The sequence below is a fragment of the Pelomonas sp. SE-A7 genome, assembly GCF_030345705.1.
Lineage (GTDB): Bacteria > Pseudomonadota > Gammaproteobacteria > Burkholderiales > Burkholderiaceae_C > JAUASW01.
Genome location: NZ_JAUASW010000002.1, coordinates 826,001 through 851,245, shown reverse-complemented (window position 1 = coordinate 851,245; position 25,245 = coordinate 826,001). Strand labels below are relative to the sequence as shown.

Annotated in this window: 21 protein-coding genes; 14 read left to right on the top strand and 7 right to left on the bottom strand. The window is 68.3% G+C overall.

What is annotated here, in order from left to right:
- The first annotated feature begins 22 nt into the window (after positions 1-22).
- The 3 genes from QT382_RS17825 to QT382_RS17815 all read left to right on the top strand — a co-directional run bounded on the left by QT382_RS17825 (position 23) and on the right by QT382_RS17815 (position 5,587).
- Complete coding sequence (locus QT382_RS17825) at positions 23-2,110, top strand: TonB-dependent receptor plug domain-containing protein (protein ID WP_289255429.1); 2,088 nt, start codon at positions 23-25, stop codon at positions 2,108-2,110.
- A 29-nt stretch (positions 2,111-2,139) separates the two neighbouring features.
- On the top strand, positions 2,140-3,780 hold the full coding sequence (locus QT382_RS17820) for a magnesium transporter CorA family protein (protein WP_289255428.1): 1,641 nt from the start codon (positions 2,140-2,142) through the stop codon (positions 3,778-3,780).
- Between the two features lie 118 nt (positions 3,781-3,898).
- A complete protein-coding gene (locus QT382_RS17815; protein WP_289255427.1) occupies positions 3,899-5,587 on the top strand; it encodes a PAS domain-containing hybrid sensor histidine kinase/response regulator in 1,689 nt (562 codons plus the stop codon).
- 84 nt (positions 5,588-5,671) lie between these two features.
- Here the strand turns inward: QT382_RS17815 and QT382_RS17810 are convergent, their stop codons facing one another.
- From QT382_RS17810 to pdxR, 3 genes are all read right to left on the bottom strand, one after another.
- A complete protein-coding gene (locus QT382_RS17810) occupies positions 5,672-6,280 on the bottom strand; it encodes a YdeI/OmpD-associated family protein (RefSeq protein WP_289255426.1) in 609 nt (202 codons plus the stop codon).
- 38 nt (positions 6,281-6,318) lie between these two features.
- Complete coding sequence (locus QT382_RS17805) at positions 6,319-7,086, bottom strand: SDR family oxidoreductase (RefSeq protein ID WP_289255425.1); 768 nt, start codon at positions 7,084-7,086, stop codon at positions 6,319-6,321.
- 72 nt (positions 7,087-7,158) lie between these two features.
- A complete protein-coding gene (pdxR, locus tag QT382_RS17800; RefSeq protein WP_289255424.1) occupies positions 7,159-8,616 on the bottom strand; it encodes a MocR-like pyridoxine biosynthesis transcription factor PdxR in 1,458 nt (485 codons plus the stop codon).
- An 84-nt stretch (positions 8,617-8,700) separates the two neighbouring features.
- Between pdxR and QT382_RS17795 the strand changes: the two genes are divergently transcribed.
- A complete protein-coding gene (locus tag QT382_RS17795) occupies positions 8,701-9,174 on the top strand; it encodes a rhodanese-like domain-containing protein (RefSeq protein ID WP_289255423.1) in 474 nt (157 codons plus the stop codon).
- Between the two features lie 26 nt (positions 9,175-9,200).
- Positions 9,201-9,674 carry a GNAT family N-acetyltransferase gene (locus QT382_RS17790; RefSeq protein WP_289255422.1) on the top strand — a complete coding sequence of 158 codons (474 nt, stop codon included), beginning with the start codon at positions 9,201-9,203 and terminating at the stop codon, positions 9,672-9,674.
- 7 nt (positions 9,675-9,681) lie between these two features.
- On the opposite strand, the gene QT382_RS17785 is transcribed toward QT382_RS17790, so the two are convergent.
- On the bottom strand, positions 9,682-10,347 hold the full coding sequence (locus tag QT382_RS17785) for a glutathione S-transferase family protein (protein ID WP_289255421.1): 666 nt from the start codon (positions 10,345-10,347) through the stop codon (positions 9,682-9,684).
- A 90-nt stretch (positions 10,348-10,437) separates the two neighbouring features.
- Between QT382_RS17785 and QT382_RS17780 the strand changes: the two genes are divergently transcribed.
- Together QT382_RS17780 and QT382_RS17775 are read left to right on the top strand one after the other, a co-directional pair.
- Positions 10,438-10,809: a rhodanese-like domain-containing protein gene (locus tag QT382_RS17780; protein ID WP_289255420.1), complete on the top strand. Its 372-nt coding sequence runs from the start codon at positions 10,438-10,440 to the stop codon at positions 10,807-10,809.
- Between the two features lie 220 nt (positions 10,810-11,029).
- Positions 11,030-11,662, top strand: coding sequence for a DVUA0089 family protein (locus QT382_RS17775; RefSeq protein WP_289255419.1), 633 nt, complete (start codon positions 11,030-11,032; stop codon positions 11,660-11,662).
- 84 nt (positions 11,663-11,746) lie between these two features.
- On the opposite strand, the gene icmF is transcribed toward QT382_RS17775, so the two are convergent.
- Complete coding sequence (icmF, locus tag QT382_RS17770) at positions 11,747-15,037, bottom strand: fused isobutyryl-CoA mutase/GTPase IcmF (protein WP_289255418.1); 3,291 nt, start codon at positions 15,035-15,037, stop codon at positions 11,747-11,749.
- 232 nt (positions 15,038-15,269) lie between these two features.
- On the opposite strand from icmF, the gene QT382_RS17765 reads away from it, so the two are divergent.
- Positions 15,270-16,844, top strand: coding sequence for an amidase (locus tag QT382_RS17765; protein ID WP_289255494.1), 1,575 nt, complete (start codon positions 15,270-15,272; stop codon positions 16,842-16,844).
- Here the strand turns inward: QT382_RS17765 and QT382_RS17760 are convergent.
- Positions 16,841-17,443, bottom strand: a complete 603-nt coding sequence (locus QT382_RS17760; RefSeq protein ID WP_289255417.1) for a response regulator transcription factor — start codon at positions 17,441-17,443, stop codon at positions 16,841-16,843. The genes QT382_RS17765 and QT382_RS17760 overlap by 4 nt on opposite strands.
- A complete protein-coding gene (locus QT382_RS17755) occupies positions 17,436-19,385 on the bottom strand; it encodes a sensor histidine kinase (protein WP_289255416.1) in 1,950 nt (649 codons plus the stop codon). Before QT382_RS17755 ends, QT382_RS17760 begins: the two co-directional genes overlap by 8 nt.
- A gap of 152 nt (positions 19,386-19,537) precedes the next feature.
- Between QT382_RS17755 and QT382_RS17750 the strand changes: the two genes are divergently transcribed.
- The 6 genes from QT382_RS17750 (at position 19,538) to QT382_RS17725 (ending at position 25,244) form a co-directional block, all read left to right on the top strand.
- Positions 19,538-20,557 carry a TRAP transporter substrate-binding protein gene (locus QT382_RS17750; protein ID WP_289255415.1) on the top strand — a complete coding sequence of 340 codons (1,020 nt, stop codon included), beginning with the start codon at positions 19,538-19,540 and terminating at the stop codon, positions 20,555-20,557.
- 153 nt (positions 20,558-20,710) lie between these two features.
- A complete protein-coding gene (locus tag QT382_RS17745) occupies positions 20,711-21,274 on the top strand; it encodes a TRAP transporter small permease (RefSeq protein ID WP_289255414.1) in 564 nt (187 codons plus the stop codon).
- Between the two features lie 13 nt (positions 21,275-21,287).
- Positions 21,288-22,568, top strand: a complete 1,281-nt coding sequence (locus tag QT382_RS17740; RefSeq protein WP_289255413.1) for a TRAP transporter large permease — start codon at positions 21,288-21,290, stop codon at positions 22,566-22,568.
- A 101-nt stretch (positions 22,569-22,669) separates the two neighbouring features.
- Entirely contained in the window at positions 22,670-23,074 is a 405-nt protein-coding gene (locus QT382_RS17735; RefSeq protein WP_289255412.1) for an FKBP-type peptidyl-prolyl cis-trans isomerase, read from the top strand.
- Between the two features lie 45 nt (positions 23,075-23,119).
- Positions 23,120-23,731 (top strand): ANTAR domain-containing response regulator, encoded by a 612-nt coding sequence (locus QT382_RS17730; RefSeq protein ID WP_289255411.1) that lies wholly within the window; start codon positions 23,120-23,122, stop codon positions 23,729-23,731.
- Between the two features lie 292 nt (positions 23,732-24,023).
- Positions 24,024-25,244 carry a CmpA/NrtA family ABC transporter substrate-binding protein gene (locus QT382_RS17725; RefSeq protein ID WP_289255410.1) on the top strand — a complete coding sequence of 407 codons (1,221 nt, stop codon included), beginning with the start codon at positions 24,024-24,026 and terminating at the stop codon, positions 25,242-25,244.
- The last annotated feature ends 1 nt before the right edge of the window (position 25,245 follow it).

Here is a 25,245-nt window from a genome sequence, read left to right as displayed (position 1 = left end):
CGCGCCGGGCAAGGAGCAGCACATGAAGAATGTCTGGCTGGCCCTGTGCGGAGGCAATCTTCTATTGCCTCTTGCACTGGCCGGTCCGGTGCCTGAGGAGGACATTGCCCTGGCATTCGGTGACAAGCACATGGTCAGCATCGCGACCGGCAGCCGCCAGTCCCTGAAACGTGCGCCGGCCGTGGCGACCGTCATCACGGCCCAGGACATCGCGGCCATGGGCGCGACCGACCTCGACCAGGCGCTGGCGAGCGTGCCCGGCCTGCATGTCAGCTACGGGCCCATCCTCAACGTGCCCCTGTATGGCATCCGCGGCATGCTGAGCCAGCCGCTCAATGTGCAGGTGCTGGTCCTGTTGAACGGGCAGCCGATGAAGACGGCCTATGCCGGCGACAAGGGCAATGAATGGGGCGGATTTCCGCTCGAGAACGTGGCGCGCATCGAGGTGATACGCGGGCCCGGCTCGGCGCTCTACGGGGCCGACGCCTTCGCCGGCGTGATCAACATCGTCACCAAGGGGCCGGCCGCGCTCAAGGGCACGGAGCTCGGCGCGCGCGTCGGCGCCTTCAAGGCAGGCGACCTGTGGTTGCAGCATGCCGGCAGCCTCGGGCCGGCGGCGCTCAGTGCCTACCTGCGTGTCGGCAAGACCGACGGCCACGGCAAGACCATAGAAGCCGATGCAGCGACGCGGCTCGACAACCTGTTCGGCACCCACGCGAGCCGTGCCCCCGGGCCTATCAATGCCGGCCACGATGCGCTCGACGCCGGCCTTGAGCTGGGCTGGGAAAAGTGGAGGCTGCGAGCCAACAAGTTCATGCGTCACAACCTCGGCACCGGCGCCGGCGTCAACTCGGCGCTCGATCCGGACAGCCACATCGACATGGACCGCCTGATGGCCGATCTGAGCTGGACCGACGCGCAGTTCGCGCAGGACTGGGTGGCCGGTGCCACGGTGGCGATGAGCCGCTATCAGTTCGTGACGCCGCGCGGCCTGACGCTGTTCCCGGCGGGCACGCGCATAGGCGCCAACCTCTTTCCGAACGGCATGATCGGCGGGCCGGCGCGCTGGGAGCGCGTCTGGCGTTTCGATACGCATGCGATCTACAGCGGCCTGGCCGGCCACAGCCTGCGCATAGGCCTGGGCCACGACGACACCGACCTCTATCGCGCCGAGACCCGCAAGAACTTCATCGTGTCGCCGACCGGCGTGCCGGTGCCGACCGGGCCGGTGATCGACTACAACCCCATCCAGCCGCACATCCTGCCGGCGCGACGCACCAGCAACTACCTCTATGCGCAGGACGAGTGGAGCCTGGCGCCCGACTGGAGCCTGACCGCCGGCCTGCGCCATGACCGCTACTCGGACTTCGGCGGCACGACCAATCCGCGCCTGGCCCTGGTCTGGGAGGCGGCCTACAACGTGACGGCCAAGCTGATGCATGGCCGGGCCTTCCGCGCGCCGGGCTTCAGCGAGCAGTTCACGATCAACCCGGTCAGCACCGGCAACCCGGACATCAAGCCCGAGCGCATGAAGACCAGCGAGTTGGCGCTCGCCTGGGCGCCGGTCGCCGAGTTGCAGCTGAACCTGAGCCTGTACCGGCTGGATGCCAGCGAGATCATCCGCGTCGTCGCGAATCCGCCGCCGGCCACCGGCGCGACCTATCGCAACGTCGGCCGGTTGCGCGGCCGCGGCGGCGAGCTGGAGATGCAATGGGATGCGCTGCGCCAGCTGCGCGTGTCCGGGCACCTGGCCTTCCAGCGCACGACCGACCGGGCCACCGGGCTGGACGCCGGCTATGCGCCGCACCAGCACCACTACGCCCGCGTTGACTGGCGGGCTTCGGGCGAGTGGCAGCTGGGCACCCAGCTCAATCGCGTGGCAGATCGCAAGCGCGCGAGCGGCGATGCCCGCGCACCAGTGCCCGACTACACCACGGTGGACCTCAGCCTGCGGCGCACCATGGCGGGTTCCGGCTGGGAGATCGCCGCGCTGCTGCGCAATGCCTTCGACGCCGACGCCCGGGAGCCCACCCTGCCCGGAGGCACGCTGCCCAATGACCTGCCGCTGGCGGGCCGCAGCTGGTCGGTCGAGGCCAGGCTGCGCTTCTGACGACGACACAAGGCGGAACAGGAGACCCGATGAGCGAAACCCAGCGTGCCAGTCCTGTGGTGCGGCGCCTGCACCAGGTCCTGCTCTGGCCGCTTCGCCTGATGCCGCTACCCGGCGAGGACGCGGCGCCGCGCCGACCCTGGGAGCTGCTGGCGAAGCAGCCGGGGCCCTGGGCGCCGGTGGTCGATGAATACACCGGAGATTCGGCCAGCTTCCACGAAAGGCATTACCAGGAGTTCGTCACCTTCCTGCCTTTCGTCCAGCGCTTTCTCTACGGCGAGGGTCAGGCCGCGGCCCAGGCCCGTGGTGATGCACCGGCCGAAGCCGGCATGAAGGTGTTCCGCCGCCATGACGTGGCCATGCTGCGCGCGCGGACGCGCCCGGAAGCCGAGCCGCTCACGCTCAAGGTCATCCACATCGACCTCTACTTCTTCTTCGACGTGGACGTGGTGCTGCTCAACGTGGAGCTGGCCGGCGACGAGCTGGCCCTGGCGGAAGCGCAGGACCTGCTCTACCGGCTGGGCCGTGCCTACCCCTCGGGCTGGGATGCGGCCGGCCAGCCCTTGCACACCCTGGTCGAGGCCGCCTGGCTCGATGACCAGGGCCGGGTGCTGGCCAGTTCGGACAGCGGCGAGCGCGAGCGCTTCATCGCCCATGTGCATGAGCAGCGGGCGCCGCGCATCGCCGCCCACTGGGACTTCCTGCTGCGCCCGCTGGTGCCCGATGCTTCGACCGAAGCCGGCCTCTTGCGCTACCGCCAGATCGACTACTACCGCATGCCGATGATGGCCTGGCTGGCGCTGGACGATCCGCGTGCACTGAGCCGCGCCGACTTCGTGCGTCTGGGCCTGGTCACCGGCGCCGGCGCGACCGAGCAACTGCCCTTCGGCGATGCGATGCTCGCCGACTTCGAGCAGCGCTATTGCTACGACCGCTTCTGGCAGTCCGGCGGCGCGGCACCCGATACCCGCTACATAGGTTGCGGCCATGCCCTGATCGTCATAGGCCGCAGCGACGCCGAATTCTTCTGCTGCCGCGACCGCGGCGTGCTGGCCCAGTTCCGCCACCAGCATTTCCTGATCTTCCTGATCGCCCATTTCCAGAAAGCCACGCTGCTGATGTTCTCGGACCGCCTGGTCGAGGCGCTGCGCCGGCTGAATGTTCAGGATGCGGACAGCGTGCGCCGCTTCAAGCGGGCGATCCGGGCTGCCTTCGAGGGCTTTCTGCGCTTCACCCACCGCTACTGGTTTCACGCCCTGGCCGAGCAGGCCCAGGCACGGGCGCTGTTCGCGTTATGTCAGCGGCATCTGGAGACCGAAACCCTGTATGCCGAGGTCAAGAGCCGCATCAGCGACATGGCCTCCTACCTCGAAGCCGACAATCTGAGGCGCCAGGCCAACACCGTGGTGCGCCTGACCGTGGTGACCATCTTCGGTCTGGTGGGCACGATTACCACCGGCTTCCTGGGCATGAACTTGCTGGCCGAGGCCGAGGCGCCGCTGTCGCGCCGCTTCTGGATCTTCATGCTCACCCTGCTGGTCACCGTGGCGCTGACCGTCTACACCATGGCCAAGTCCAAGCGCCTCTCTGACTTCCTGGATGTGCTGTCGGACGAACGTGTAAGCGCCTGGAACAAGCTCCGCGCCTTCTTCGCGGTATGGATTGCTTGAGCATCCTCAAGATACGGGCTTGCAGCCGCGCCGAATCGCGGGCAGGATTTCCCTTGCTGTTGCCGGATCGAGGGCCCGCTGAGGTCAAGTCCGCCGATGGTGAAGGGGAGCAGTGGCCATGTCTGCAGAGCAGCATCCGGATACGAGGGCGTCGGCGCGTCGCAGCGTCGCCAGAGGCAGCAGCGTCGTCAGCCGGCGCCAGCGCTGCTACCAGCACGGGCTGGTGCAGGCGCGTCGCGCGCAGGCCCGCAGCGAACTGGTCGCGCGGCTGATCGCCGACCACATTCCCGGACGCATCGCCTACTGGGACCGCCAGCTGCGCTGCCGCTTCGCCAACCGCGGCTATCACGAGTGGTTCGACCTGAGTCCTGATCAGGTGCTGGGCCGACGCATGGGCGAGCTGTTCGCCCCCGAGGACTGGGCCCAGATCGAGCCCAACGTGAACGCCGCGCTGCGTGGCGAGATGCAGTCCTTCGAGGCCGAGGTGCGCGGCCGTTCGCCCGACTGGCAATGGATCCAGTACCTGCCCGATGTGCAGGACGGCCGGGTACGCGGCTTCGTCGTGCTGGCCCTGGACATCAGCGTCCGCAAGCGGGCCGAGCTGGCCCTGAAGGACATCAATGGCGAGCTGCTGGTGGCGCGCGACAAGGCCGAGGCCGCCAGCCGCGCCAAGAGCGCCTTCCTGGCCCATATGAGCCACGAGATCCGCACGCCGATGAATGCCATCCTGGGCCTGACCCACCTGCTGCGCCGCGATGCGCAGGACGAGCTCGCGGCCCGGCGCCTGCGCGACATAGACGGTTCGGCCCAGCATCTGCTGCAGATCATCAACGACGTGCTGGACATGTCGCGCATCGAGTCCGGCCGGCTGGACCTGGAGGGCGTGGACTTCGACAGCGCCGCCCTGGTCTCGCGCAGCGTGGCCCAGGTGGCCGATGCCGCGGCCTCCAAGGGCCTGGAGCTGCAGGTGGACCTGGGCGACCTGCCGCTGCGCCTGCACGGCGACCCGACGCGGCTGATGCAGATGCTGCTGAACCTGCTGTCCAACGCGGTCAAGTTCACCGAGCAGGGCGCGGTCTGGGTGGCGGCGCGAGTGCTGGAGCGAACCGGGCAGAACCTGTTGCTGCGCTTTGAGGTGCGCGACAGTGGCATAGGCATCAGCGCCGAAGCCATGGGGCGCTTGTTCACGCCTTTCGAGCAGGCTGACGCCGGCAATGCAAGGCGCTACGGCGGCACCGGCCTGGGCCTGGCGATCACCCGCCACCTGGCCCGCAAGATGGGCGGCGATGCAGGGGCTCAGAGCGCGGTGGGTGCAGGCAGCCTTTTCTGGTTCACTGTGCAGCTGCAGCTCGGCGAGATGCCGGCGGCCAAGGCTTTGCTGGCCCAGGAGGCGCCTCTGCTGGCGCCCAGCGAGGCCGAGCAGCTGCTGCGCGAGCGCCATGCCGGCCGCCGCGTGCTGCTGGCCGAGGACGACCCGGTCAACCAGATGGTCGTGTGGTCGCTGCTGCAGGCCGCGGGCCTGGAGGTGGACATGGTGGGGGACGGCGCCCAGGCTTTGCGCCGGGCCCGCGTGCAGCGCTATGACGCCATCCTGATGGACATGGAGATGCCGGAGATGAACGGCCTGGACGCCTGCCGGGCGATACGCCGCGACACGGTCCATGCGCTGACGCCCATCGTGGCCCTGACCGGCAATGCCTTTTCGTCCGACCGCGAGGCCTGCCTGGCCGCCGGCATGGACGACTTCCTGCCCAAGCCGGTGGCGCCGGAGCTGCTCTACGCCAGCCTGCTCAACCTACTTGGCTGAGGCCGCACACAGGGCCCGGAAGGGGCCTGTGGCTGCCGAAGGACCGGCCCCGATACAAGGGGCCGGGCTGGGGGGCGCACTGCTTCAGCAGTTCTCGTATTTCCAGTTGCGCCGCTTGCCCTCGGCGATCCATTCGACCGCCTGGACCAGGCGCTTGAGCCGGGTCTCTTCCTTCTTGGCCTCGATGATCCATTCCACGTACTCGCGCTGGGCACCGGGCGGGAAGCCCTCGAATACCTGCCTGGCGGCGGCGTTGGCCTTGAGCGCGGCGGCCAGGTCGGAGGGAATCTCCGGTGGCGGCTTGCGCTCGGCGCTTCGCTGCGCCATGCGGGGCGGCTTGGCGCCGCTCGCGATCAGCTCGGCGGCGCGCTTGATCATGACCCGCAGCTCGCGCTGGTTGGGCAGATCCTTCAGGGTGCTGACCCGGCCCAGCTGGCCCATGGCGCCGTCCTTGCGGTCGGACTCGTCCACCGCCTGGTCGTTCCAGAAACCGAAGCCGCAATGGGCCTTGAATGCAGACATGCCGGTGAGGATCTTGCCCCCGTACATGAAATGCGGCCGGCTCCACTTCATGGTCTCCTCGACCTCCGGGCAGGCCGCATGGACCTGGGCCCGCCAGTGGCGCAGCAGCGGCTGTGCGAATTCGGGGGCGCCCTCGATGTAGGCGTCAATGCGCGGATCTAGCGTCGGCATGCAGTTGTCTCCGTACAGCTGAGGGGCCGGAGCATAGGCTAGCCGCGCGCGTGCGTCACCCCGCCATCGACCACCAGCGTGGTGCCCACCACATAGTCGCCGGCCCGCGAGGCCAGGTAGATGGCGGCGCCGGCCATGTCGTCCTCGCAGCCTATGCGGCCGGCCGGGATGCGGGCTGCCACCTCGGCCTCGTGGTCGCGGGCCGCGCGGTTCATCTCCGAAGCGAAGGCGCCGGGCGCTATTGCATTGACCACGATGTTGTTCTCGATCAGGCGCAAGGCCATGCGCCGGGTCAGGTGGATCAGGCCGGCCTTGCTGGCGGCATAGGAATAGGTCTCCAGCGGATTGACCGAGAGGCCGTCGATCGAGGCGATCTGGATCACCTTGGCCGGATGATGTTCGGCGGCCTTCTGCAGCAGGCCATGCAGGGCCTGGGTGAGGAAGAAGGGCGCCTTCAGATTGAGGTCCACCACCTTGTCCCAACCCTGTTCGGGGAATTCGTCGAAGGGCGCGCCCCAGGCGGCGCCGGCGTTGTTGACCAGGATGTCCAGTCGCTCCTCCAGGCGGGCGAGTTCCTGCGCCAAGGCCTGGGCGCCGGCCACCGCGGAAACATCGGCCGGCAGGGCCACGCAGGGGCCCAGCGATGAAAGCTCCTCGGCAGCCGCCCTGCAGGCCTCGGCCTTGCGCGCCGAGATGTAGACCTTAGCGCCCTGGCGCAGAAAGCCGGCCGCGATCATGCGGCCTATGCCGCGCGAACCGCCGGTGACCAGGGCCACGCGGCCCTGCAGAGAAAACAGCTGCTCCATGGTCGATACCTCCTGTGGGGATCGAGTCTGCGGCGCTCTGGCAGGCCTCGCAGTCGCCGCGGAGACGAGCCGTCACCTGCGGGACGTGATCTTCAGCTGCCCAAGGCTGTGGCAGGCGACGGCGATCTCGTCCGGCGTCAGGGCGGAGTAGCCCAGCAGCCAGCCGTCCTGCCGCAGCGGGCCCTGGTAGAGCGCCGACAGGCCCGGCGTCAGCAGGCCGAGGGCGGCTGCGGCGCGCGTGAAGCGGGCCTCCTCGCCCCGGGGCAGCAGGGCCGCCAGCTGCAGTCCACCCGGGCCGGGCTGTGGCTCCAGCCAGGCGCGGATTGGCTGCAAGGCCTGCAGCAGGCAGTCGCGGCGCTGCTGATAGAGCCTGCGCATCAGCCGCAGATGGGCGGCGAAATGGCCTTGACGCAGGAAGTCGGCCGCCACGGCCTGGGGCAGTTGGGCCGCGTGGCCGTCCTGGGTGGTGCGGGCGGTGACGAAGGGCGCAACCAGGGCTTCGGGCAGCACCAGGTAGGCCAGGCGCAGCGACGGGAACAGCACCTTCGAGAACGTGCCGACGTAGAGCACCCGGCCGTGCTCGTCCAGGCCTTGCAGCGCCGGCATCGGCCGGCCGTCGTAGTGGAATTCGCTGTCGTAGTCGTCCTCGATGATCCAGGCCTGCTCGCGCCGGGCCATCTCCAGCAGGGCCAGGCGGCGCGGCAGGCTCAGGGCCATGCCGCAAGGGTACTGGTGCGAAGGTGTCAGGTAGACCAGCCGTGGCGACGGCAGGGCCGGATCGGGACGCAGGCCCTCGCGGTCCAGCGGCACAGGCTGCAGCCGGGCGCCGGCCGCTTCGAAGGCAGTGACCGCGCCGCGGTAGCCGGGTTCCTCCATCCAGACGCAGTCGTCCGCATCCAGCAGCATCAGGGCCGCCAGCTGCAGCGCCTGCTGGGAGCTGCTCAGGACCAGCACCTGCTCGGGTCGGCAGCGCAGGCCGCGCGAGGTGTTCAGATAGGCTGCAATGGTCTCGCGCAGTTCGGGCAGGCCTTGCGGATCGCCGTAGCCCAGCAGTCCTGGCTGGCGCCTGAGTCTGCGGTTCAGCAACTGGCGCCACAGGGCCAGCGGGAAGGCCCGCAGCTCGGGACTGCCGGCGGCAAAGGGCAGCGGCCGGGCCGGATCGATGCAGCCGCCGCCATCGGCAATCCGCTGGCCACGCGTGGACAGGACGGGTGCCGCCGCAACCATTGTTCTTGCGGACCGCACATCAGGCAGTGCACGGCCGGTGTCGATCGCCACGAAACTGCCGCGGCCGACCTCGCGCCGCAGATAGCCCTCGGTCTCCAGACGACCATAGGCTGCCTCGACGGTGACGCGCGAAAGCCCGAGGTCCTCAGCCAGCTGCCGGCTGGCCGGCAAGCGGTCGCCGCGCCGCAGCGCGCCACTGCGGATGCCGTGGCGTAGCGCCGCCACCAGCTGTTCACGGCGGCCGAGGCCAGGTTCCATGGCCTGGTCCAGCAGCTGCATCCAGAGGCCGGGGCGAGCGGACATTGGTCTTATCCATAGGGTGACATTGGTATCAATGCTAAGTCCAATCGATGGAACACTGAAGGCCTTCCAACCGAGGAGCCCTGCATGTCTACCGTCGCAACCGTTGCCGCCCCGATCTCGCTGGTGCTGGCCCACCCGGCCCCCGAGCCGCAGGACAGTGCCGCCTTCATGGCCGCCAAGCTGGCCTATCACACCGATGCCTGGGACGTGGCCGAGGACCTGCGTGCAGGCGTGACCGGCATCGTCGTGATCGACACCCGCTCGCCCGAGCTCTATTCAGCCGGCCATGTGCCCGGCGCGATCAGCTTCCCCCACCGCACGATGACGGCCGAGAGCGTGGCGCGGCTGGACAGCAGCAAGACCTATGTCTGCTACTGCGACGGCATCGGTTGCAACGGCTCGACCCAGGGGGCTTACAAGCTGGCGCGGCTGGGCTTGCGGGTCAAGGAAATGCTGGGCGGCCTGGACTTCTGGCGCCGCGACGGCCAGCCGGTGGCGACCGGCGAGGCGCCGGGCAGCCTGGACCCGAACGCGCCGGCCATCGTCTGCGGCTGCTGAGCGCGGGTCGGATGGCCGAGCCGGCGATGAAATATGGGCGAGGAGAGGCCGGGCTGCGGGCTGCCGGCCCGGCGGATGCGCCGGTGCTGGCAGCCCTCTGCGCCGAGCATGCGGCCTACGAGCGACTGGCGAACTGGCCCGCCGACCCCGGGTTGGCCAGCCGCCTGGCCGAGGCGCTGGCCTCCGGCCGCCTGAATGCCTGGCTGGTCCTGACCGGTTCGGGCGAGGCCCTGGGCTATGCCAGCGTCACGCTGGACTTCGCGACGCTGGGGGCCTACCGCTTCGCGCATCTCGACTGCCTGTACCTCAGGCCGGCAGCGCGCCGGCAGGGCCTGGGGCAGCGCCTGCTCGACTGCGTCCAGGCCTTTGCCAGCCAGCAGGGTTGCCGCGAGCTCCAATGGCAGACCCCGCCCTGGAACCAGGGCGCGATCGCCTTCTACGAAGCCTGCGGCGCGCAGGGCTGCGACAAGCGTCGCTTCCGTCTGGCCTTGCCGCGCTGAAGGCATCTCAGGGTGTCAGGTCCGGCGCGGGCACCGGCGAAATCTGCTGGCTGCGTGCGGCCTCATCCTGCCGGCGCAGCGAGGCCTGGTAGGCCGGCCGCTGCTGCAGCCTCTGCCAGTAGGCCGCCACGGCGGGTGTGAACTCGCGGTCCAGCTGCAGATGCGATGCCAGCAGCAGGGCATAGCCGACCGAGATGTCGGCCGCGGTGAAGCGGCCGGCGCACAGCCATTCGCGTTCGGCCAGGCGCGCGTCCAGCGTGCGCAGCCGCGACAGGAACCAGCGCCGGTAGTCCTCGACCACCTGGGGCTGGCGGCGCTCCACGGGCTCGAAGCGGCCATAGCGCAGCAGCAGGGTCTGCGGAAAGGTCAGGGTGGCTTCGCCGAAGTGCAGGTAGTTCAGGTAGGCGCCGAAGTCGGGCTCGCCCACGGCCACGTCCAGCTGGCCGGGTGAATGCCGGGCCGCCAGGTACTGGCAGATCGCCGCCGATTCGCTCATATGGATCTCACCGTCCACCAGCCAGGGCACGGTACCCAGCGGGTTCTCCTCCAGGTAGGGCTTGCGCAGCACGCGCGGCGGAAACGGCAGCATGCGCAGCTCGCAGGGCAGGCCCAGCTCTTCCAGCGCCCACAAGGGGCGGAACGAGCGGGCCGAGTGGCAGTGGTAAAGCTTCATTGCTGGCCTTTGTGACGCTGGCGTGGCGATGCGATTGGGAGTAGAACCAGTTCCCAGGGAGCCCCCAGATTCTTGCCGAGGAGCGCCGCCATGCTCTGGAACTCGACCCTGCTGCCCGCCGAAGGCTTTCAAGCCCCGCCGGAACTTCCCATGCACGACCATGAGGCCGCACCGGCCGGGCTGCCTCCCGAGGCCCTGCTGCTGGACGTGCGCTCCTATTCCGAATTCATGTCCGGCCATGTGGAGGGCGCGCGCTGCCTGCCGCTGCCCCGCCTGATGGAAGACATCGTCCACCTGGTGCCCGACCCGTCCCTGCCCATCGTTCTCTATTGCTCCAGCGGCACCCGCGCCGAGCAGGCGCTGCGCCAGCTGCGGCGCATGGGCTATCTGCATGTCAGCAATGGCGGCACGCCTCAGCACCTGGCCGGCCGCCTGGGGCGGGCTGTGCAGCGGGGCATGTAGGCCTCGGGGTGTCATTCGTCATAACTTCCTGGGTCGCTGTCCGTCGGGAGACTTGACAGTGATCCTGGCGCGGCGCCGAGTCCGCCGGGCCAAGTCCTTGGCCCGGCGGGACTTTTGAAATCTGGCCCGGTCCTTGCTCATGGAAAACCCGCATCCCGTCGGATCAGCGTCCGGCGGCGATGTCACTACAACGATTCGATCGACCAAAGAGGGTGTCTCCATGACCATCAAGAACCGCCTGGCGCGGCTGGGCCTGCTGTTGTCCCTGGGATTTGCAGCCGTCTCCGCGCAGGCCTCGCCTGTGAATTTCTCTTTCGAGGGCAACTTCGAGAACAACAACGATGTGCAGCTGTTCAACTTCGCGGCCAACGGCAGCTCGGTCGTTCGGCTGATCAGCTACAGCTATGGCGGTGGCACCCAGGCCAACGGCCGTGCGGTCGCGGCCGGCGGCTTCGACCCCATCCTGGCGGTTTTCGATGCCACAGGTGTACGCATCGGTCAGAACGACGACGCCATCAGCAACACGACGGGTGCCTGTGGTGCGAGCGCCGTGACGCCGCACAACGGCCTCCCGTTCGACACCTGCTTCGAGCTGCAGCTGGCCGCCGGCCAGTACACGGTGTCCGTCATGCAGTACGACAACTTCACGGCCGGAGCCAACCTGTCGGATGGCTTCCGCTACGACAACAACCCCAATTTCCTCAGCACGCCGTTCGACGGCCGCGGCCACTACTGGGCCTTCGACATCCTGAATGTCGAAGCGGCCGACCAGCAGGGCGTGCCGGAACCTGGCAGCCTGGCGCTGGCCGCCCTTGGCCTGACCGTGCTGGGGCTGCGTCGCAAGCGCGCCTGAGCTCCCGGGTGACGTGAGCCGGCGAATCGACTGAGCGCTGACCGCCCCGGACTTCACAGCGAGGCCCGGGGCGGTGCAGGCGGATCACATGCTGCGCCGGTACTGCCCGCCCACCTCGAACAGCGCCGAGGTGATCTGGCCCAGCGAGCAGACGCGCACCGCGTCCATCAGCACGTCGAACACATTCTGGTTGGCGATGACGGCCTGCTGCAGGCGCTTGAGCATGGCGCCGCTGGCGCCGGCATGGCGTTCATGGAACTCGGCCAGGCGGTTCAGCTGGCTCTGCTTTTCTTCCTCGGTCGAGCGGGCCAGCTCGATGTGCTCGGGCACCGGCTCGCCATGCGGGTTGCGGAAGGTGTTGACGCCGATGATGGGGTACTCGCCGGTGTGCTTGAGCATCTCGTAGTGCAGCGACTCTTCCTGGATCTTGCTGCGCTGGTAGCCGGTCTCCATAGCGCCCAGCACGCCGCCACGCTCGGCGATCTTCTCGAACTCGGCCAGCACCATTTCTTCGACCAGCTCGGTCAGCTCCTCGATGATGAAGGCGCCCTGCGAGGGGTTCTCGTTCTTGGCCAGGCCCCACTCGCGGTTGATGATCAGCTGGATCGCCATCGCGCGGCGCACCGACTCTTCGGTCGGCGTGGTGATCGCCTCGTCGTAGGCGTTGGTGTGCAGCGAGTTGCAGTTGTCGTAGATCGCGATCAGCGCCTGCAGCGTGGTGCGGATGTCGTTGAAGGCGATCTCCTGCGCATGCAGCGAGCGGCCCGAGGTCTGGATGTGGTACTTCAGCTTCTGGCTGCGCTCGTTGGCGCCATAGCGGTCGCGCATCGCCACCGCCCAGATGCGGCGTGCCACGCGGCCTAGCACCGTGTACTCCGGGTCCATGCCGTTGCTGAAGAAGAACGACAGATTGGGCGCGAAGTCGTCGATGTGCATGCCGCGGGCCAGATAGGCCTCGACAAAGGTGAAGCCATTCGAAAGCGTCAGCGCCAGCTGCGAGATCGGGTTCGCGCCGGCCTCGGCGATGTGATAGCCGCTGATCGACACCGAGTAGAAGTTGCGCACGTTGTGGTGCACGAAGAACTCGGCGATGTCGCCCATCACCTTGAGGCTGAACTCGGTCGAGAAGATGCAGGTGTTCTGGCCCTGGTCTTCCTTCAGGATGTCGGCCTGTACCGTGCCGCGCACATTGGCCAGCACCCAGTCCTTGATCTTGGCGGCTTCGTCGGCGGTGGGTTCGCGCTGGTTGTCGGCGCGGAACCTGGCCAGGTTCTGGTCTATGGCCGTGTTCATGAACATGGCCAGGATGGTCGGCGCCGGACCGTTGATCGTCATCGACACCGAGGTCGTCGGGTTGCAGAGGTCGAAGCCGTCGTACAGCACCTTCATGTCGTCCAGCGTCGCGATGCTGACGCCGGAGTTGCCGACCTTGCCGTAGATGTCGGGCCGCGGTGCCGGGTCGGCGCCGTACAGCGTGACCGAGTCGAAGGCTGTGGACAGCCGCTTGGCTGGCATGCCTTCGGACACGAGCTTGAAGCGGCGGTTGGTGCGGAAGGCATCGCCTTCGCCGGCAAACATGCGGGTCGGGTCCTCGCCCTCGCGCTTGAAGGCGAACACGCCGGCCGTGAACGGGAAGGAGCCGGGCACGTTCTCCAGCATCAGCCACTTCAGCAGCTCGCCGTTGTCCTCATAGCCGGGCAGCACCACCTTCTTGATCTTGGTGCCCGAGAGGCTGGTCGAGACCAGGGCGGTGCGGATCTCCTTGTCGCGGATCTTCACCACGTACTCGTCGCCGGCATAGGCCTTCTGCATGTCGGGCCACTGGTTCAGCAGCTGGCGCGCATCGGCGTCGAGGCGACTGGCGCGCTGGTCGGCCAGCGCTATCAGGGCATTGCGGGCGTTGTGCTTGTCCGGGTTGTCCTCGAGCAGCATGCGGGCGCCGGCGTTGAGCTGCTGGATCTCGCGCGCCAGCTGGGCCTGGCCGCGGGCGCGCTTCTTGTACGAGCGCACCGAGTCCGAGATCTCGGCCAGGTAGCGCACGCGGGCCGGCGGCACGATGGGGGTCTGGTGGGTGCTGTGGCGCGTGGCGGCGATGGGCAGGCGGCCTTCGGCCAGCTTCAGGCCCAGCGCGGCCAGGCGCGGCTTCAGGGCCTGGTACAGGGCGGTGACGCCGTCGTCGTTGAAGCGGCTGGCCATGGTGCCGAAGACCGGCATCTGGTCCGGCTTCTGGGTCCAGGCTTCCTTGTTGCGCTGGACCTGCTTGGCCACATCGCGCAGCGCATCGGCTGCGCCCTTGCGGTCGAACTTGTTGATCGCCACGAACTCGGCGAAGTCCAGCATGTCGATCTTCTCGAGCTGGCTGGCGGCGCCGAACTCGGGCGTCATCACGTACATGGGCACGTCCACATGCGGGACGATGGCGGCATCGCCTTGGCCAATGCCCGAGGTCTCGACGATGACCAGGTCGAAGCCGGCCACCTTGGCGGCGGCGATCACGTCGGGCAGGGCGGCGGAAATTTCGGACCCGAAATCCCGGGTCGCCAGCGAGCGCATGTAGACGCGGGCACCCTGGCTCCAGGGCGATATCGCGTTCATGCGGATGCGGTCACCCAGCAAGGCGCCACCGCTCTTGCGGCGCGAGGGGTCGATGGAGATGACGGCGACGCGCAGCGCGTCGTCCTGGTCCAGGCGCAGCCGGCGTATCAGCTCGTCGGTCAGGCTGGACTTGCCGGCGCCGCCGGTGCCGGTGATGCCGAGCACCGGGGTCTTGAGATCCTTGGCGGCGGTCTGCAGAGCCGACACGACGCCGGCATCGGCCTTGCCGTTTTCCAAGGCGGTAATCAATTGGGCCAGGGCGCGCCAGGCGGCTTCGCCGTGGCCCTGGATGGCTGCCAGCGCCTTGGGCGCATCGGCCGTGAAGTCCTGGTCGGACTTCATCACCATCTCGCCGATCATGCCGGCCAGGCCCATGCGCTGGCCGTCCTCGGGGCTGAAGATGCGCACGCCGTGGTCCGCGAGGTCGCGGATCTCGGCCGGCACGATCACGCCGCCGCCGCCGCCGAAGACCTGGATCTTGTCGCCGCCGCGCGCCTTCAGGAGCTCGACCATGTACTTGAAGTATTCGACGTGGCCACCCTGGTAGGACGAGATCGCGATGCCTTGCGCATCTTCCTGCAGTGCGGCGGTCACCACCTCGTCGACCGAGCGGTTGTGGCCCAGGTGGATCACCTCGGCGCCCATGCTCTGCAGGATGCGCCGCATGATGTTGATGGCCGCGTCATGGCCGTCGAACAGGCTGGCGGCGGTCACGAAACGGACCTTGTTCGTGGGGCGGTACTCGGCGAGCGCCTTGTATTCGGCGGACAGGTCGGTCATGGGCGTCTCCGGTGGGCGCGCGCGGGGCGGCGTCCTGGTTCTAGCAGCAAAGGAGCGGCGATTCTAGGTTTGGTTGACGTTTACGTAAACGTCAGCTCGTGTCGGCCCCTGGGCGCCAGGCGCCCCTGGGGTGGGACCGGCTGGGTTTGTCCTCAGCCAGGCGGGGGCCGAGGCTGGCTGATGATGGTGGGCTGCCGCTTCCGGCGGTCGAAAGGTTCCCATGTCGAATGCCCTGAACCGCCGCGGCTTTCTGGCTGGCTCGCTGCCCTTGGTCGCTGCTGGCGGCGCGGTGGCTGCTCCGGTTGCCAGTGTCGCCGGCGCCGATCTCGCCGATGCAGCCACCCTGCTGGCGCAGATGCAGGCCGGCAAGACCAGCGCCGAGAAGCTGACCCGCCAATTCCTGCGCCGCATCCAGGAGATCGACAGGCGCGGCCCGCGCCTGGCTTCGGTGATCGAGCTGAACCCCGAGGCCTTGGCCCAGGCCCGGCAGCTCGATGCCGAGCGCCGCAAGGGTCGCTTGCGCGGCCCGCTGCACGGCCTGCCGGTGCTGCTGAAGGACAACATCGCCACCGGCGACAAGATGTGCACCAGCGCCGGTTCGCTGGCGCTGGCCGGCCTCAAGGCCCGGCGCGATGCCTACCTGGTCCAGCGGCTGCGCGAGGCCGGGGCCGTGATCCTGGGCAAGACCAACCTCAGCGAATGGGCGAACTTCCGCTCGACCCGCTCCAGCAGCGGCTGGAGCAGCCGCGGCGGCCAGACCCTCAATCCGCATGCCCTGACCCGCAGCCCCAGCGGCTCCAGCTCGGGCTCCGGCGCGGCCGTGGCCGCCGGCTTGTGCGTCTTCGCCGTGGGCACCGAGACCGACGGCTCCATCGTCTCGCCGGCCAACCGTTGCGGCATCGTCGGCCTCAAGCCCACCTTGGGCCTGGTCAGCCGCGATGGCGTGATTCCCATCGCCGCCTCGCAGGACACGCCAGGCCCCATGGCCCGTTCGGTGGCCGATGCGGCCCTGCTGCTGCAGGCCTTGGCGGGCCGCGATGCGCGCGATGCCGCGACGGCCGCCGCCCCTGAGCTACCCGACTACCGGGCCGCGCTGCGGACCGATGCACTGAAGGGCGCCCGCATCGGCGTGGTGCGCAATGCCCGCCCACCGCTGCCGCAGGTGGGCGTGCTGTTCGAGGCTGCGCTCCAGGTGCTGCGCGAGCAGGGCGCCGAGCTGGTCGAGGGCCTGCAGATTCCCAACCGGGCCAAGTACCTGGAGACCGAGGGCATCTGCCTGCACCATGAATTCAAGGACGGCCTGCCGCGCTACCTGGCCGAATTCCAGCCCGACGCACCGTTCAGGGACCTGGCCGAGCTGATCGCCTGGAACCAGCAGCATGCCGACCGGGCCATGCCGTATTTCGCCCAGGAGCTGTTCCTCACGGCCCAGTCCAAGGGCGACCTGCAGAGCGCCGAGTACCGCGAGGCGCTGGCGACCAACCAGCGCTATGCGCGCACCGAGGGCCTGGATGCGCTGTTCGCCGAGCACCGGCTGGATGCCGTGGTCTCGCCGACCGGCGATCCGGCCTGCCGCATCGACCATCTGCTGGGCGACTACGGCGGCGGCTCCACGCTCACCGGGCCGTTTGCCGTGGCCGGCTATCCCCACATCACCGTGCCCATGGGCCAGGTGTCGGGCATGCCGGTGGGCTTGTCGCTCGGTACGCTGGCCTGGCAGGAGGCGAAGCTGCTGGGCCTGGCCCATGCCTACGAGCAGGCGAGCCGGCACTACCGTGCCCCGCGCTTCCTGAAGGACGCCGGCTAGGCCTGGGCCAGCAGCGTCGCCACCTCGGCGGCCGAGCGCACGCCTAGCTTGGCGAACACCCGCGCGCGATGGACCTCGACCGTGCGCACCGAGACATGCAGCTCGTCGGCGATCACCTTGTTGAGCTTGCCGGCCGCCACGCGCTGCATCACCTCGCGCTCGCGTTCGGTCAGGCTGGCCAGCCGGGCCTCACGCTCGGCCGACACCGCGTTGTCGGCCTGGGTCGCGGCATCGACCGCCAGCGCCTGGGCAATGCGGTCGGCCAGCGCGTTGTCGCTGTAGGGCTTCTCGAGGAAATCGAAGGCGCCCTTCTTCAGCGCATCGACCACCATGGGAATGTCGCCATGGCCGGTCAGGAACAGCACCGGGTTGCTGATCGAGCGCGCCAGCAGCTCGTCATGCAGGCGCATGCCGTTCATGCCTTCCATGCGCACGTCGAGCAGGAAGACGCCACGCGGCGGCCGCTGCAAGGCATCGAGCGCCGCCAGCACCGCTGCGCCGCTCTCATAGGGCCGCACCTGCAGGCCGCGCGAGCCCAGCAGAAAGGCCAGCGCATCGCGCACGTTCGGGTCGTCGTCGACCAGCCAGACATCAGACATCCTGCAGCGCCTCCTCCTGGCTGTCTTCGGTGGCCAGCGGCAGACTGAACGAGAAGCGCGCGCCGCCGCCGCTGGCCTCGCCGGCATCCAGCAGGCCCTGGTGGGCCTCGACGATGGAGCGGCAGATCGCCAGGCCCATGCCCATGCCTTCGCGCTTGGTCGAATAGAAGGGCGCGCACAGCTGCTCGGCCGTCAGGCCCTGCAGGCCGGGGCCGTTGTCGCTCACGTCGATGCGGACGAAGCGCTCGCCGGCCACGCGCGCAGCGACCTCGATGCGGCGCGGCTCCGGATGGCCGGCCAACGCGTCGGCGGCATTGCGGACCAGGTTGATCACCACCTGTTCCACCAGCACCGCATCGGCCACCACCTCGGGCAGATCGGGCGCCAGCTGCAGGCTCAGCTGGATGCGCGAGCGCGCCAGCTCCTTGCCGAGCAAGGCGACGGCATCGGCGATCACGCCGCCCAGCTCGCAGGGCTCGCGCTGCGGTTCGCGCCGGGTCAGGAATTCGCGGATGCGCTGCACCACGCGGCCGGCCTGGGCGGCCTGCTGGCCCAGGCGCTGCAAGGCGCCGAGCACCACGGGGTCGGTGCCACCCTGGCGCTCCAGCGAATTGAGCACGCCGGCGTTGTAGCTGGAGATCGCGGTCAGGGGCTGGTTCAGCTCATGGGCCAGGGTGGAGGCCACCTCGCCAAGCATGGTCAGGCGCGCGTTGTGGGCCAGGGTCTCGACCTGGCGGCGTTCGCGTTCTTCCAGGCGCTTGCGTTCGGTGATGTCGAGGATGGAGCCCATCCAGCCGATCTGCCGGCCGGCGGCATCGACCAGCGGCGACTCGAACACCAGCACCTCGATGGCATGGCCGTCGCGGTGGCGCCAGCGCGCTTCATAGCCTTCGCGCGGCGCCTCGCCGGCCAGCGTGCGGCGGTTGCGCTGCGTGACTTCGTCGATGGCATCGGGTGGCCAGTAGGGCATGGGCGGCTTGAGGCCCAGCAGCTGCTCGGCCGGCCAGCCGACCAGCTCGCAGAAAGTGCGATTGACATACAGAAGCACGCCCTCGGCATCGCGGGCCCGCAGGCCCACCAGGGCCGAGTCCTCCATCGCCTGGCGCCAGGCGGCCTCGGTGCGCCAGGCGGCCTCGGCCTTCATCACCTGGCGCATCTGGCGGCGCAGCAGCCAGCTCGCCACGATGGACAGCGGCAGGAAGCCGGCGATCAGCACCAGGGCCAGCGGCTTCAGCGCCGTGGGCTGGGCCTCACGCAGCGTCAGCACCAGGGCGGCATCGCTGAGCGCGGCCTCGGCCAGCGGGCCGGTGCGCAGCGGGCCGGTCAGCGAGACCCGGTAGCTGGGGCCGCTCGCCACGGCATTGCGGCTTTCGCTGGTGCTGGCGATCAGGAGGTCGGCGCTGTCGATCATCTGCACCTCGTACTTGCGCGACAGCCACCACGGCACGCCGTTCTTGAGCAGCAGCGAGGGGTCGTAGCGGACCACCAGCTTGCCGTCGCGGCCCTCGGGACCGACCGGCTCGACCAGGTGCAGGGTCAGACCATCGCCGGCCGGGCTGCCCTGCGGCGGCAGCTGGGCGATCTGGCGGTTGCGGGTGTCCAGCCAGGTGACCGTCAGCCAGAGCCGGCGCAGGCCGGCATTGACCTCGGGCCGGGCCGCCAGCGCCTCGGCACCGGCCGGCTGGCCCGCCAGGCCGGCGGCCAGGCGGCGCAGCAACGCGGATTCCTCGGCGATGCGGTTGCGCAGCTGGGCCTCGGTCGAGAGCGCGTCGGTGATCAGGGTCTGGCGTTCCAGCTCGCGCTCGGCCAGCTCATTGGCCCGCACCCAGGCGAGCACGCCGGCCACGAAGACCAGCGAAAGCAGCAGCGGCAGCGTCCACAGCAGCGGCCGCCAGCCGCCGCGGCGGGGGTGGGCATCGTCGGGATGGGGCCGGGCCTGCATGGCGGAAAGTCTACGGGCCCCGTCCCGGGCCGGGCAGGCGGCGGACCCGCAAATGTGGATGTCCACAACTACCGCCACCGCGGCCGGCTTCGCACAATCGCCGCCAGAGTGGCCCAACCTTCACAGCGGCCGCGCAACAAGGAGACAAGACCATGGCTCATTCCTTTGCCCGCCGTTCCCTGGCCCTCGCCGCCGTCGCCCTGCTGGGATTCGCCAGCATCGGTGCCCAGGCCCAGGCGCCCATCGTGATCAAGTTCAGCCATGTGGTGGCCCCTGACACGCCCAAGGGCAAGGGCGCGCTGCGCTTCAAGGAGCTGGCCGAGCAGCGCACCGGCGGCCGGGTCAAGATCGAGGTCTACCCGAACAGCCAGCTCTACAAGGACAAGGAAGAGCTGGAGGCCCTGCAGCTGGGCTCGGTGCAGATGCTGGCGCCCTCGCTGTCCAAGTTCGGCCCGCTGGGCGTCAAGGAGTACGAGGTCTTCGACCTGCCCTTCATCTTCAAGGACACCGAGGCCTTCCGCGCCGTGACCGACGGGCCGGTCGGTGCCGGTCTGTTCAAGAAGCTGGAGAGCAAGGGCATCACCGGCCTGGCCTACTGGGACAACGGCGCCACCCACATGACGGCCAACAAGCCGCTGAAGAGCGTGGCCGACTTCAAGGGCATGAAGATGCGCATCCAGTCCAGCAAGGTGCTGGACGCCCAGATGCGGGCCCTGGGCGCGATTCCGCAGGTCATGGCCTTCAGCGAGCTCTACCAGGCCCTGCAGACCGGCGTGGTGGACGGCACCGAGAGCACGCCCTCCAACATCTACACCCAGAAGGTCTTCGAGGTGCAGAAGAACATGACCCTGTCCGGCCATGGTCACCTGGCCTATGCCGTGGTGGTCAACAAGAAGTTCTGGGACGGCCTGCCGGCCGAGCTGCGCAGCCAGCTCGAGGGCGCGATGCGTGATGCCACGACCTATGCCAACGCCATCGCCGCCACCGAGAACGCGACCGCGCTGGACAAGATCAAGGCCGCCGGCAAGACCACGATCTACACGCCCACCGCGGTCGAGATCAACGAGTGGAAGAAGGCCCTGGTGCCGGTGCACAAGGACATGGAGTCGCGCGTCGGCAAGCAGATGATCGTCGACACCTACAAGGCCGCCGGCTTCGTCGTCCCGAAATAAGCCCACCCCCGTACCGGCTGCGCCGGCCAAGGCCGGAGGCCTTGGCCGTTGCCAGGCACGAACAGTCCTCAGGACTGTCCGTGTCCGGGCAACGCCCCCTCAAGGGGCGGCCGTCTCTTGGCTAGAACCTGCTACTTCAACCGGAGCTCTGGCATGCTCAACCGCATCCTCAACCACCTCGAGGAATGGCTGATCGCCTTCCTGATCGGGGGCGCCACGCTGGTGATCTTCGCCGCCGTGGTGCACCGCTACCTGTCCGGCGTGCCCTACATCCAGGACTACACGGTCCAGCTCAACATGAGCTGGGCGCAGGAGCTGTGCATCTTCATGTTCGTCTGGATGGCCAAGTTCGGCGCCGCCTACGGCGTGCGCACCGGCATCCACGTGGGCGTGGACGTGATATTGCGCAAGCTCAAGGGGCCGGCTCACAAGGGCCTGGTTCTGGTCGGCCTGCTGGCTGGCGCGCTGTTCACCGGCACGGTGGCGGCCATGGGCGCCAACTTCGTCTGGCACATGTCGCAGACCGAGCAGACCTCGGCCGACCTGGAGGTGCCGATGTGGTGGGTCTACCTCTGCGTGCCGCTGGGCTCCTCGCTGATGAGCTTCCGCTTCCTGCAGGTGGCCTGGGGCTTCATGAAGACCGGCGAGCTGCCCCACCATGACCACGGCCACGTCGAGGGCCTGGACGACGACGAAGCCACGCCGGCCAAGGCCTGAGGGAGCACGAACCATGAATGCCACCATCATCTTCGTGCTGCTGATCGTCCTGATGCTGACCGGCATGCCGATCAGCATCTCGCTGGGCCTGACGGTCCTGACCTTCCTCTTCACCATGACAGACGTGCCCATACAGTCGGTCGCCCTCAAGCTGTTCACCGGCATAGAGAAGTTCGAGATCATGGCGATCCCCTTCTTCATCCTGGCCGGCAACTTCCTGACCCATGGCGGCGTGGCGCGGCGGATGATCCGCTTCGCTACCTCGATGATCGGGCACTGGAACGGCGGCCTGGGCCTGGCCGGCGTGATGGCCTGTGCGCTGTTCGCGGCGGTGTCGGGCTCCTCGCCGGCCACCGTGGTCGCCATCGGCTCGGTGATCCTGCCGGCCATGGTCAAGCAGGGCTTCCCCAACCGCTTCGGCGCCGGCATCCTGACCACCTCGGGCTCGCTGGGCATCCTGATCCCGCCGTCCATCGTGATGGTGATGTACTCGGTCTCGACCAATACCTCGGTCGGCTCGCTGTTCATCGCCGGCGTCGTGCCGGGCATCCTGCTGGCCATCTGCCTGGGCTTCACCACCTGGTTCATCGCCCGCAAGAACAACTACCCGCGCATGCCCAAGGCCAGCTGGGCCGAGCGCTGGACCGCCTTCCGCGAAAGCGTCTGGGGCCTCTTGCTGATCGTCATCGTGATGGGCGGCATCTACACCGGCGTCTTCACGCCGACGGAAGCGGCGGCCATGTCGGCGGTCTACGCCTTCATCATCGCCACCTTCGTCTACAAGGACATGTCGCTGAAGCGCCTGCCCAAGGTGCTGCTGGACTCGGCCAGCATGAGCGCGATGCTGCTGTACATCATCACCAATGCGGTGCTGTTCAGCTTCCTGATGACCAGCGAGAACATTCCGCAGGCCATGGCCGACTGGATGATAGGCCAGGGCTTCGGGCCCATCGCCTTCCTGCTGGTCTGCAACATCCTGCTGCTGCTGGCCGGCAATGTGATGGAGCCCAGCTCCATCGTGCTGATCCTGGCGCCCATCCTGTTCCCGGTGGCGATGAAGCTGGGCATTGACCCGGTGCACTTCGGCATCCTGATCGTGGTGAACATGGAGGTGGGCATGTGCCATCCGCCGGTGGGCCTGAACCTCTACGTGGCCTCGGGCATCACCAAGATGGGCATTTCGGAGCTGACCGTGGCCGTCTGGCCCTGGCTGCTGACCATGCTGGTCTTCCTGGGCGTGGTGACCTATGTGCCGCAGATCTCGCTGTGGCTGCCGCACCTGCTGCTGAAGTAGCGCGGCGCATCCCCTGGTCCGCAGGCCCGCTTCGGCGGGCCTTTTTCATGGGGCGGCGGTGCGATGATGCGGGACCCAAGCAAACCCACCAGGCCCTGTCCATGCGCCAGCTACTCCTCGCCAGTCTGTCCTTTCTTGCGTTCGCTTCGGCCCAGGCGGCCGAGCCGGTCACCACGGCCTCGGGCCTGGTCTACCAGGAGATCGTCGCCGGCACCGGCGAAAGCCCCAAGGCGACGGACAAGGTCAAGGTCCACTACGTCGGCCGCTTCCTGGACGGCCGCGAGTTCGACAGCTCGGTGGCCCGCGGCCAGCCCATGGACCTGCCGCTCAACCGCGTGATCAAGTGCTGGACCGAGGGTGTGCAGTTGATGAAGGTCGGCGGCAAGGCCAAGCTGCATTGCCCGGCGGCCCTGGCCTATGGCGAGAAGGGCGCCGGCGGCGGCTTCATCCCGCCGAACACGCCGCTGAACTTCGAGATCGAGCTGATTGCCATCGTCGCGCCCTGAGGCGCAAGGGCTGCTGGGCACAGTTCTTGCGCCGCCCCGGCCAAGATGTCCCATGCCCCCGAATTCCCGCCGTCCAGCCTCCGTGTCCTGCTGATAGACGACGGGGCGCACCGCATTGCGCTGATACGCGACGAGCTGACCCGCCTGGGCTGCGAGGTGCTGGGCGTGGTCGAGCAGGCCACCCTGATCCACGACTGCGTGCAGCGGCTGAAGCCCGACGTGGTCATCGTCGACAGCGAATCGCCGACCCGCGACACGGTGGAGATGCTGGCCACGGTCTCCGAGACGCTGCCGCGGCCGGTGGTGATGTTCTCCGAGGACGGTGACGGCGAGACCATGCGCCGCGCGCTGCGCGCCGGGGTCAGTGCCTATGTGGTGGACGGCCTGCGCGCGGAGCGCCTGGCGCCGGTGCTGCAGGTGGCGATTGCCCGCTTCGAGCAGGACCTGGCGCTGCGCCAGGAACTGGGCCGCGCCCAGGCCCAGCTGGCCGGCCGCAAGAGCGTGGAAAAGGCCAAGGGCATCCTGATGAGCGAGCAGGGCCTGGACGAGGACGCAGCCTACAAGCGCCTGCGCAAGCTGGCCATGGACCGCGGCGAGCCGCTGGCCGCCGTGGCCGAGCGCGTGATCGAGGCCCACCAGCTGCTGCGTCCGTCCTGATTGATGCTGCGGTGCACCAAACTGGCGCGGCCTTGCCGGCGAACGGTGCGCCAAACCGTTCCAACCCCGCCAAACCTCCCCGAAAACCGCTGGCACGCTTTCTGCTGAACTGAAAGTGACGGGCCCACAACGGCGTGGGCCTCTCTGGAATCGAACAAGGACAAAGGCGTCCGACCGATGGAGACAGGCTGAATGGCTTGTCTGCGGTCGCGACGCCTTTGTCCTTTTCTGCTTGGAGATTGCTGCCATGAATCAAACGACTGCGAAGCCCACGCACCGCAAGGAGGGTCTGATGAGCGAGGAACGCCGCACTTTGCTGGCCGGCGCGGCCGGCGCTGCCTTGGGAAGTCTGGCGATGCCCGGGGCCTGGGCCGCCGGTTCGGACAAGCCCGAGAAGGAGGAGGTACGCATCGGTTTCATTCCGCTGACCGACTGCGCCTCGGTGGTGATGGCTTCGGTGCTGGGTTTCGACAAGAAGTACGGCATCAAGATCATCCCGACCAAGGAAGCTTCCTGGGCCGGCGTGCGCGACAAGCTGGTCAACGGCGAGCTGGACATGGCCCATGTGCTCTACGGCCTGATCTACGGCGTGCACCTTGGCATCGCCGGTCCCAAGAAGGACATGGCCGTGCTGATGACCCTGAACAACAACGGTCAGGCGATCACGCTGTCCAAGAAGCTGGCCGACAAGGGCGCGGTGGACGGCGGTTCGCTGGCCAAGCTGATGGGCGCGGAGAAGCGCGAATACACCTTCGCCCAGACCTTCCCGACCGGCACCCATGCGATGTGGCTGTACTACTGGCTGGCCAGCTTCGGGCTCAACCCCATGAAGGACGCCAAGGTCATCACCGTGCCGCCGCCGCAGATGGTGGCGAACATGCGCGTCGGCAACATGGACGGCTACTGCGTCGGCGAGCCCTGGGGCCACCGCGCCATCATGGACGGCATAGGCATCACGGCGGTGACCACGCAGGACATCTGGAAGGACCATCCCGAGAAGGTGCTGGGCACGACCGGCGAGTTCGCCAAGAAGTACCCCAACACCGCGCGGGCCGTGATCATGGCCGTGATGGAGGCCAGCCGCTGGATCGATGCCGGCCTGCAGAACAAGCTGAAGATGGCCGACACCATCGCCGACAAGTCCTACGTCAACACCAGCGCCGACGCGATCAACCAGCGCATCCTGGGCCGCTACCAGAACGGCCTGGGCAAGACCTGGGACGACCCCAACCACATGAAGTTCTTCGCCGACGGCGCGGTGAACTTCCCCTACCTGTCGGACGGCATGTGGTTCCTGACCCAGCACAAGCGCTGGGGCCTGATCAAGGAGCACCCGGACTACCTGGGCGTGGCCAAGCAGATCAACCAGGTCGATCTCTACAGGCAGGCGGCTGCGCAGCTCAAGGTCAGCGTGCCCAAGGACGCGATGCGCTCCAGCAAGCTGATAGATGGCGTGGTGTGGGACGGCAAGGATCCGGCCAAGTACGCCGATTCGTTCAAGGTCAAGGCCTGAG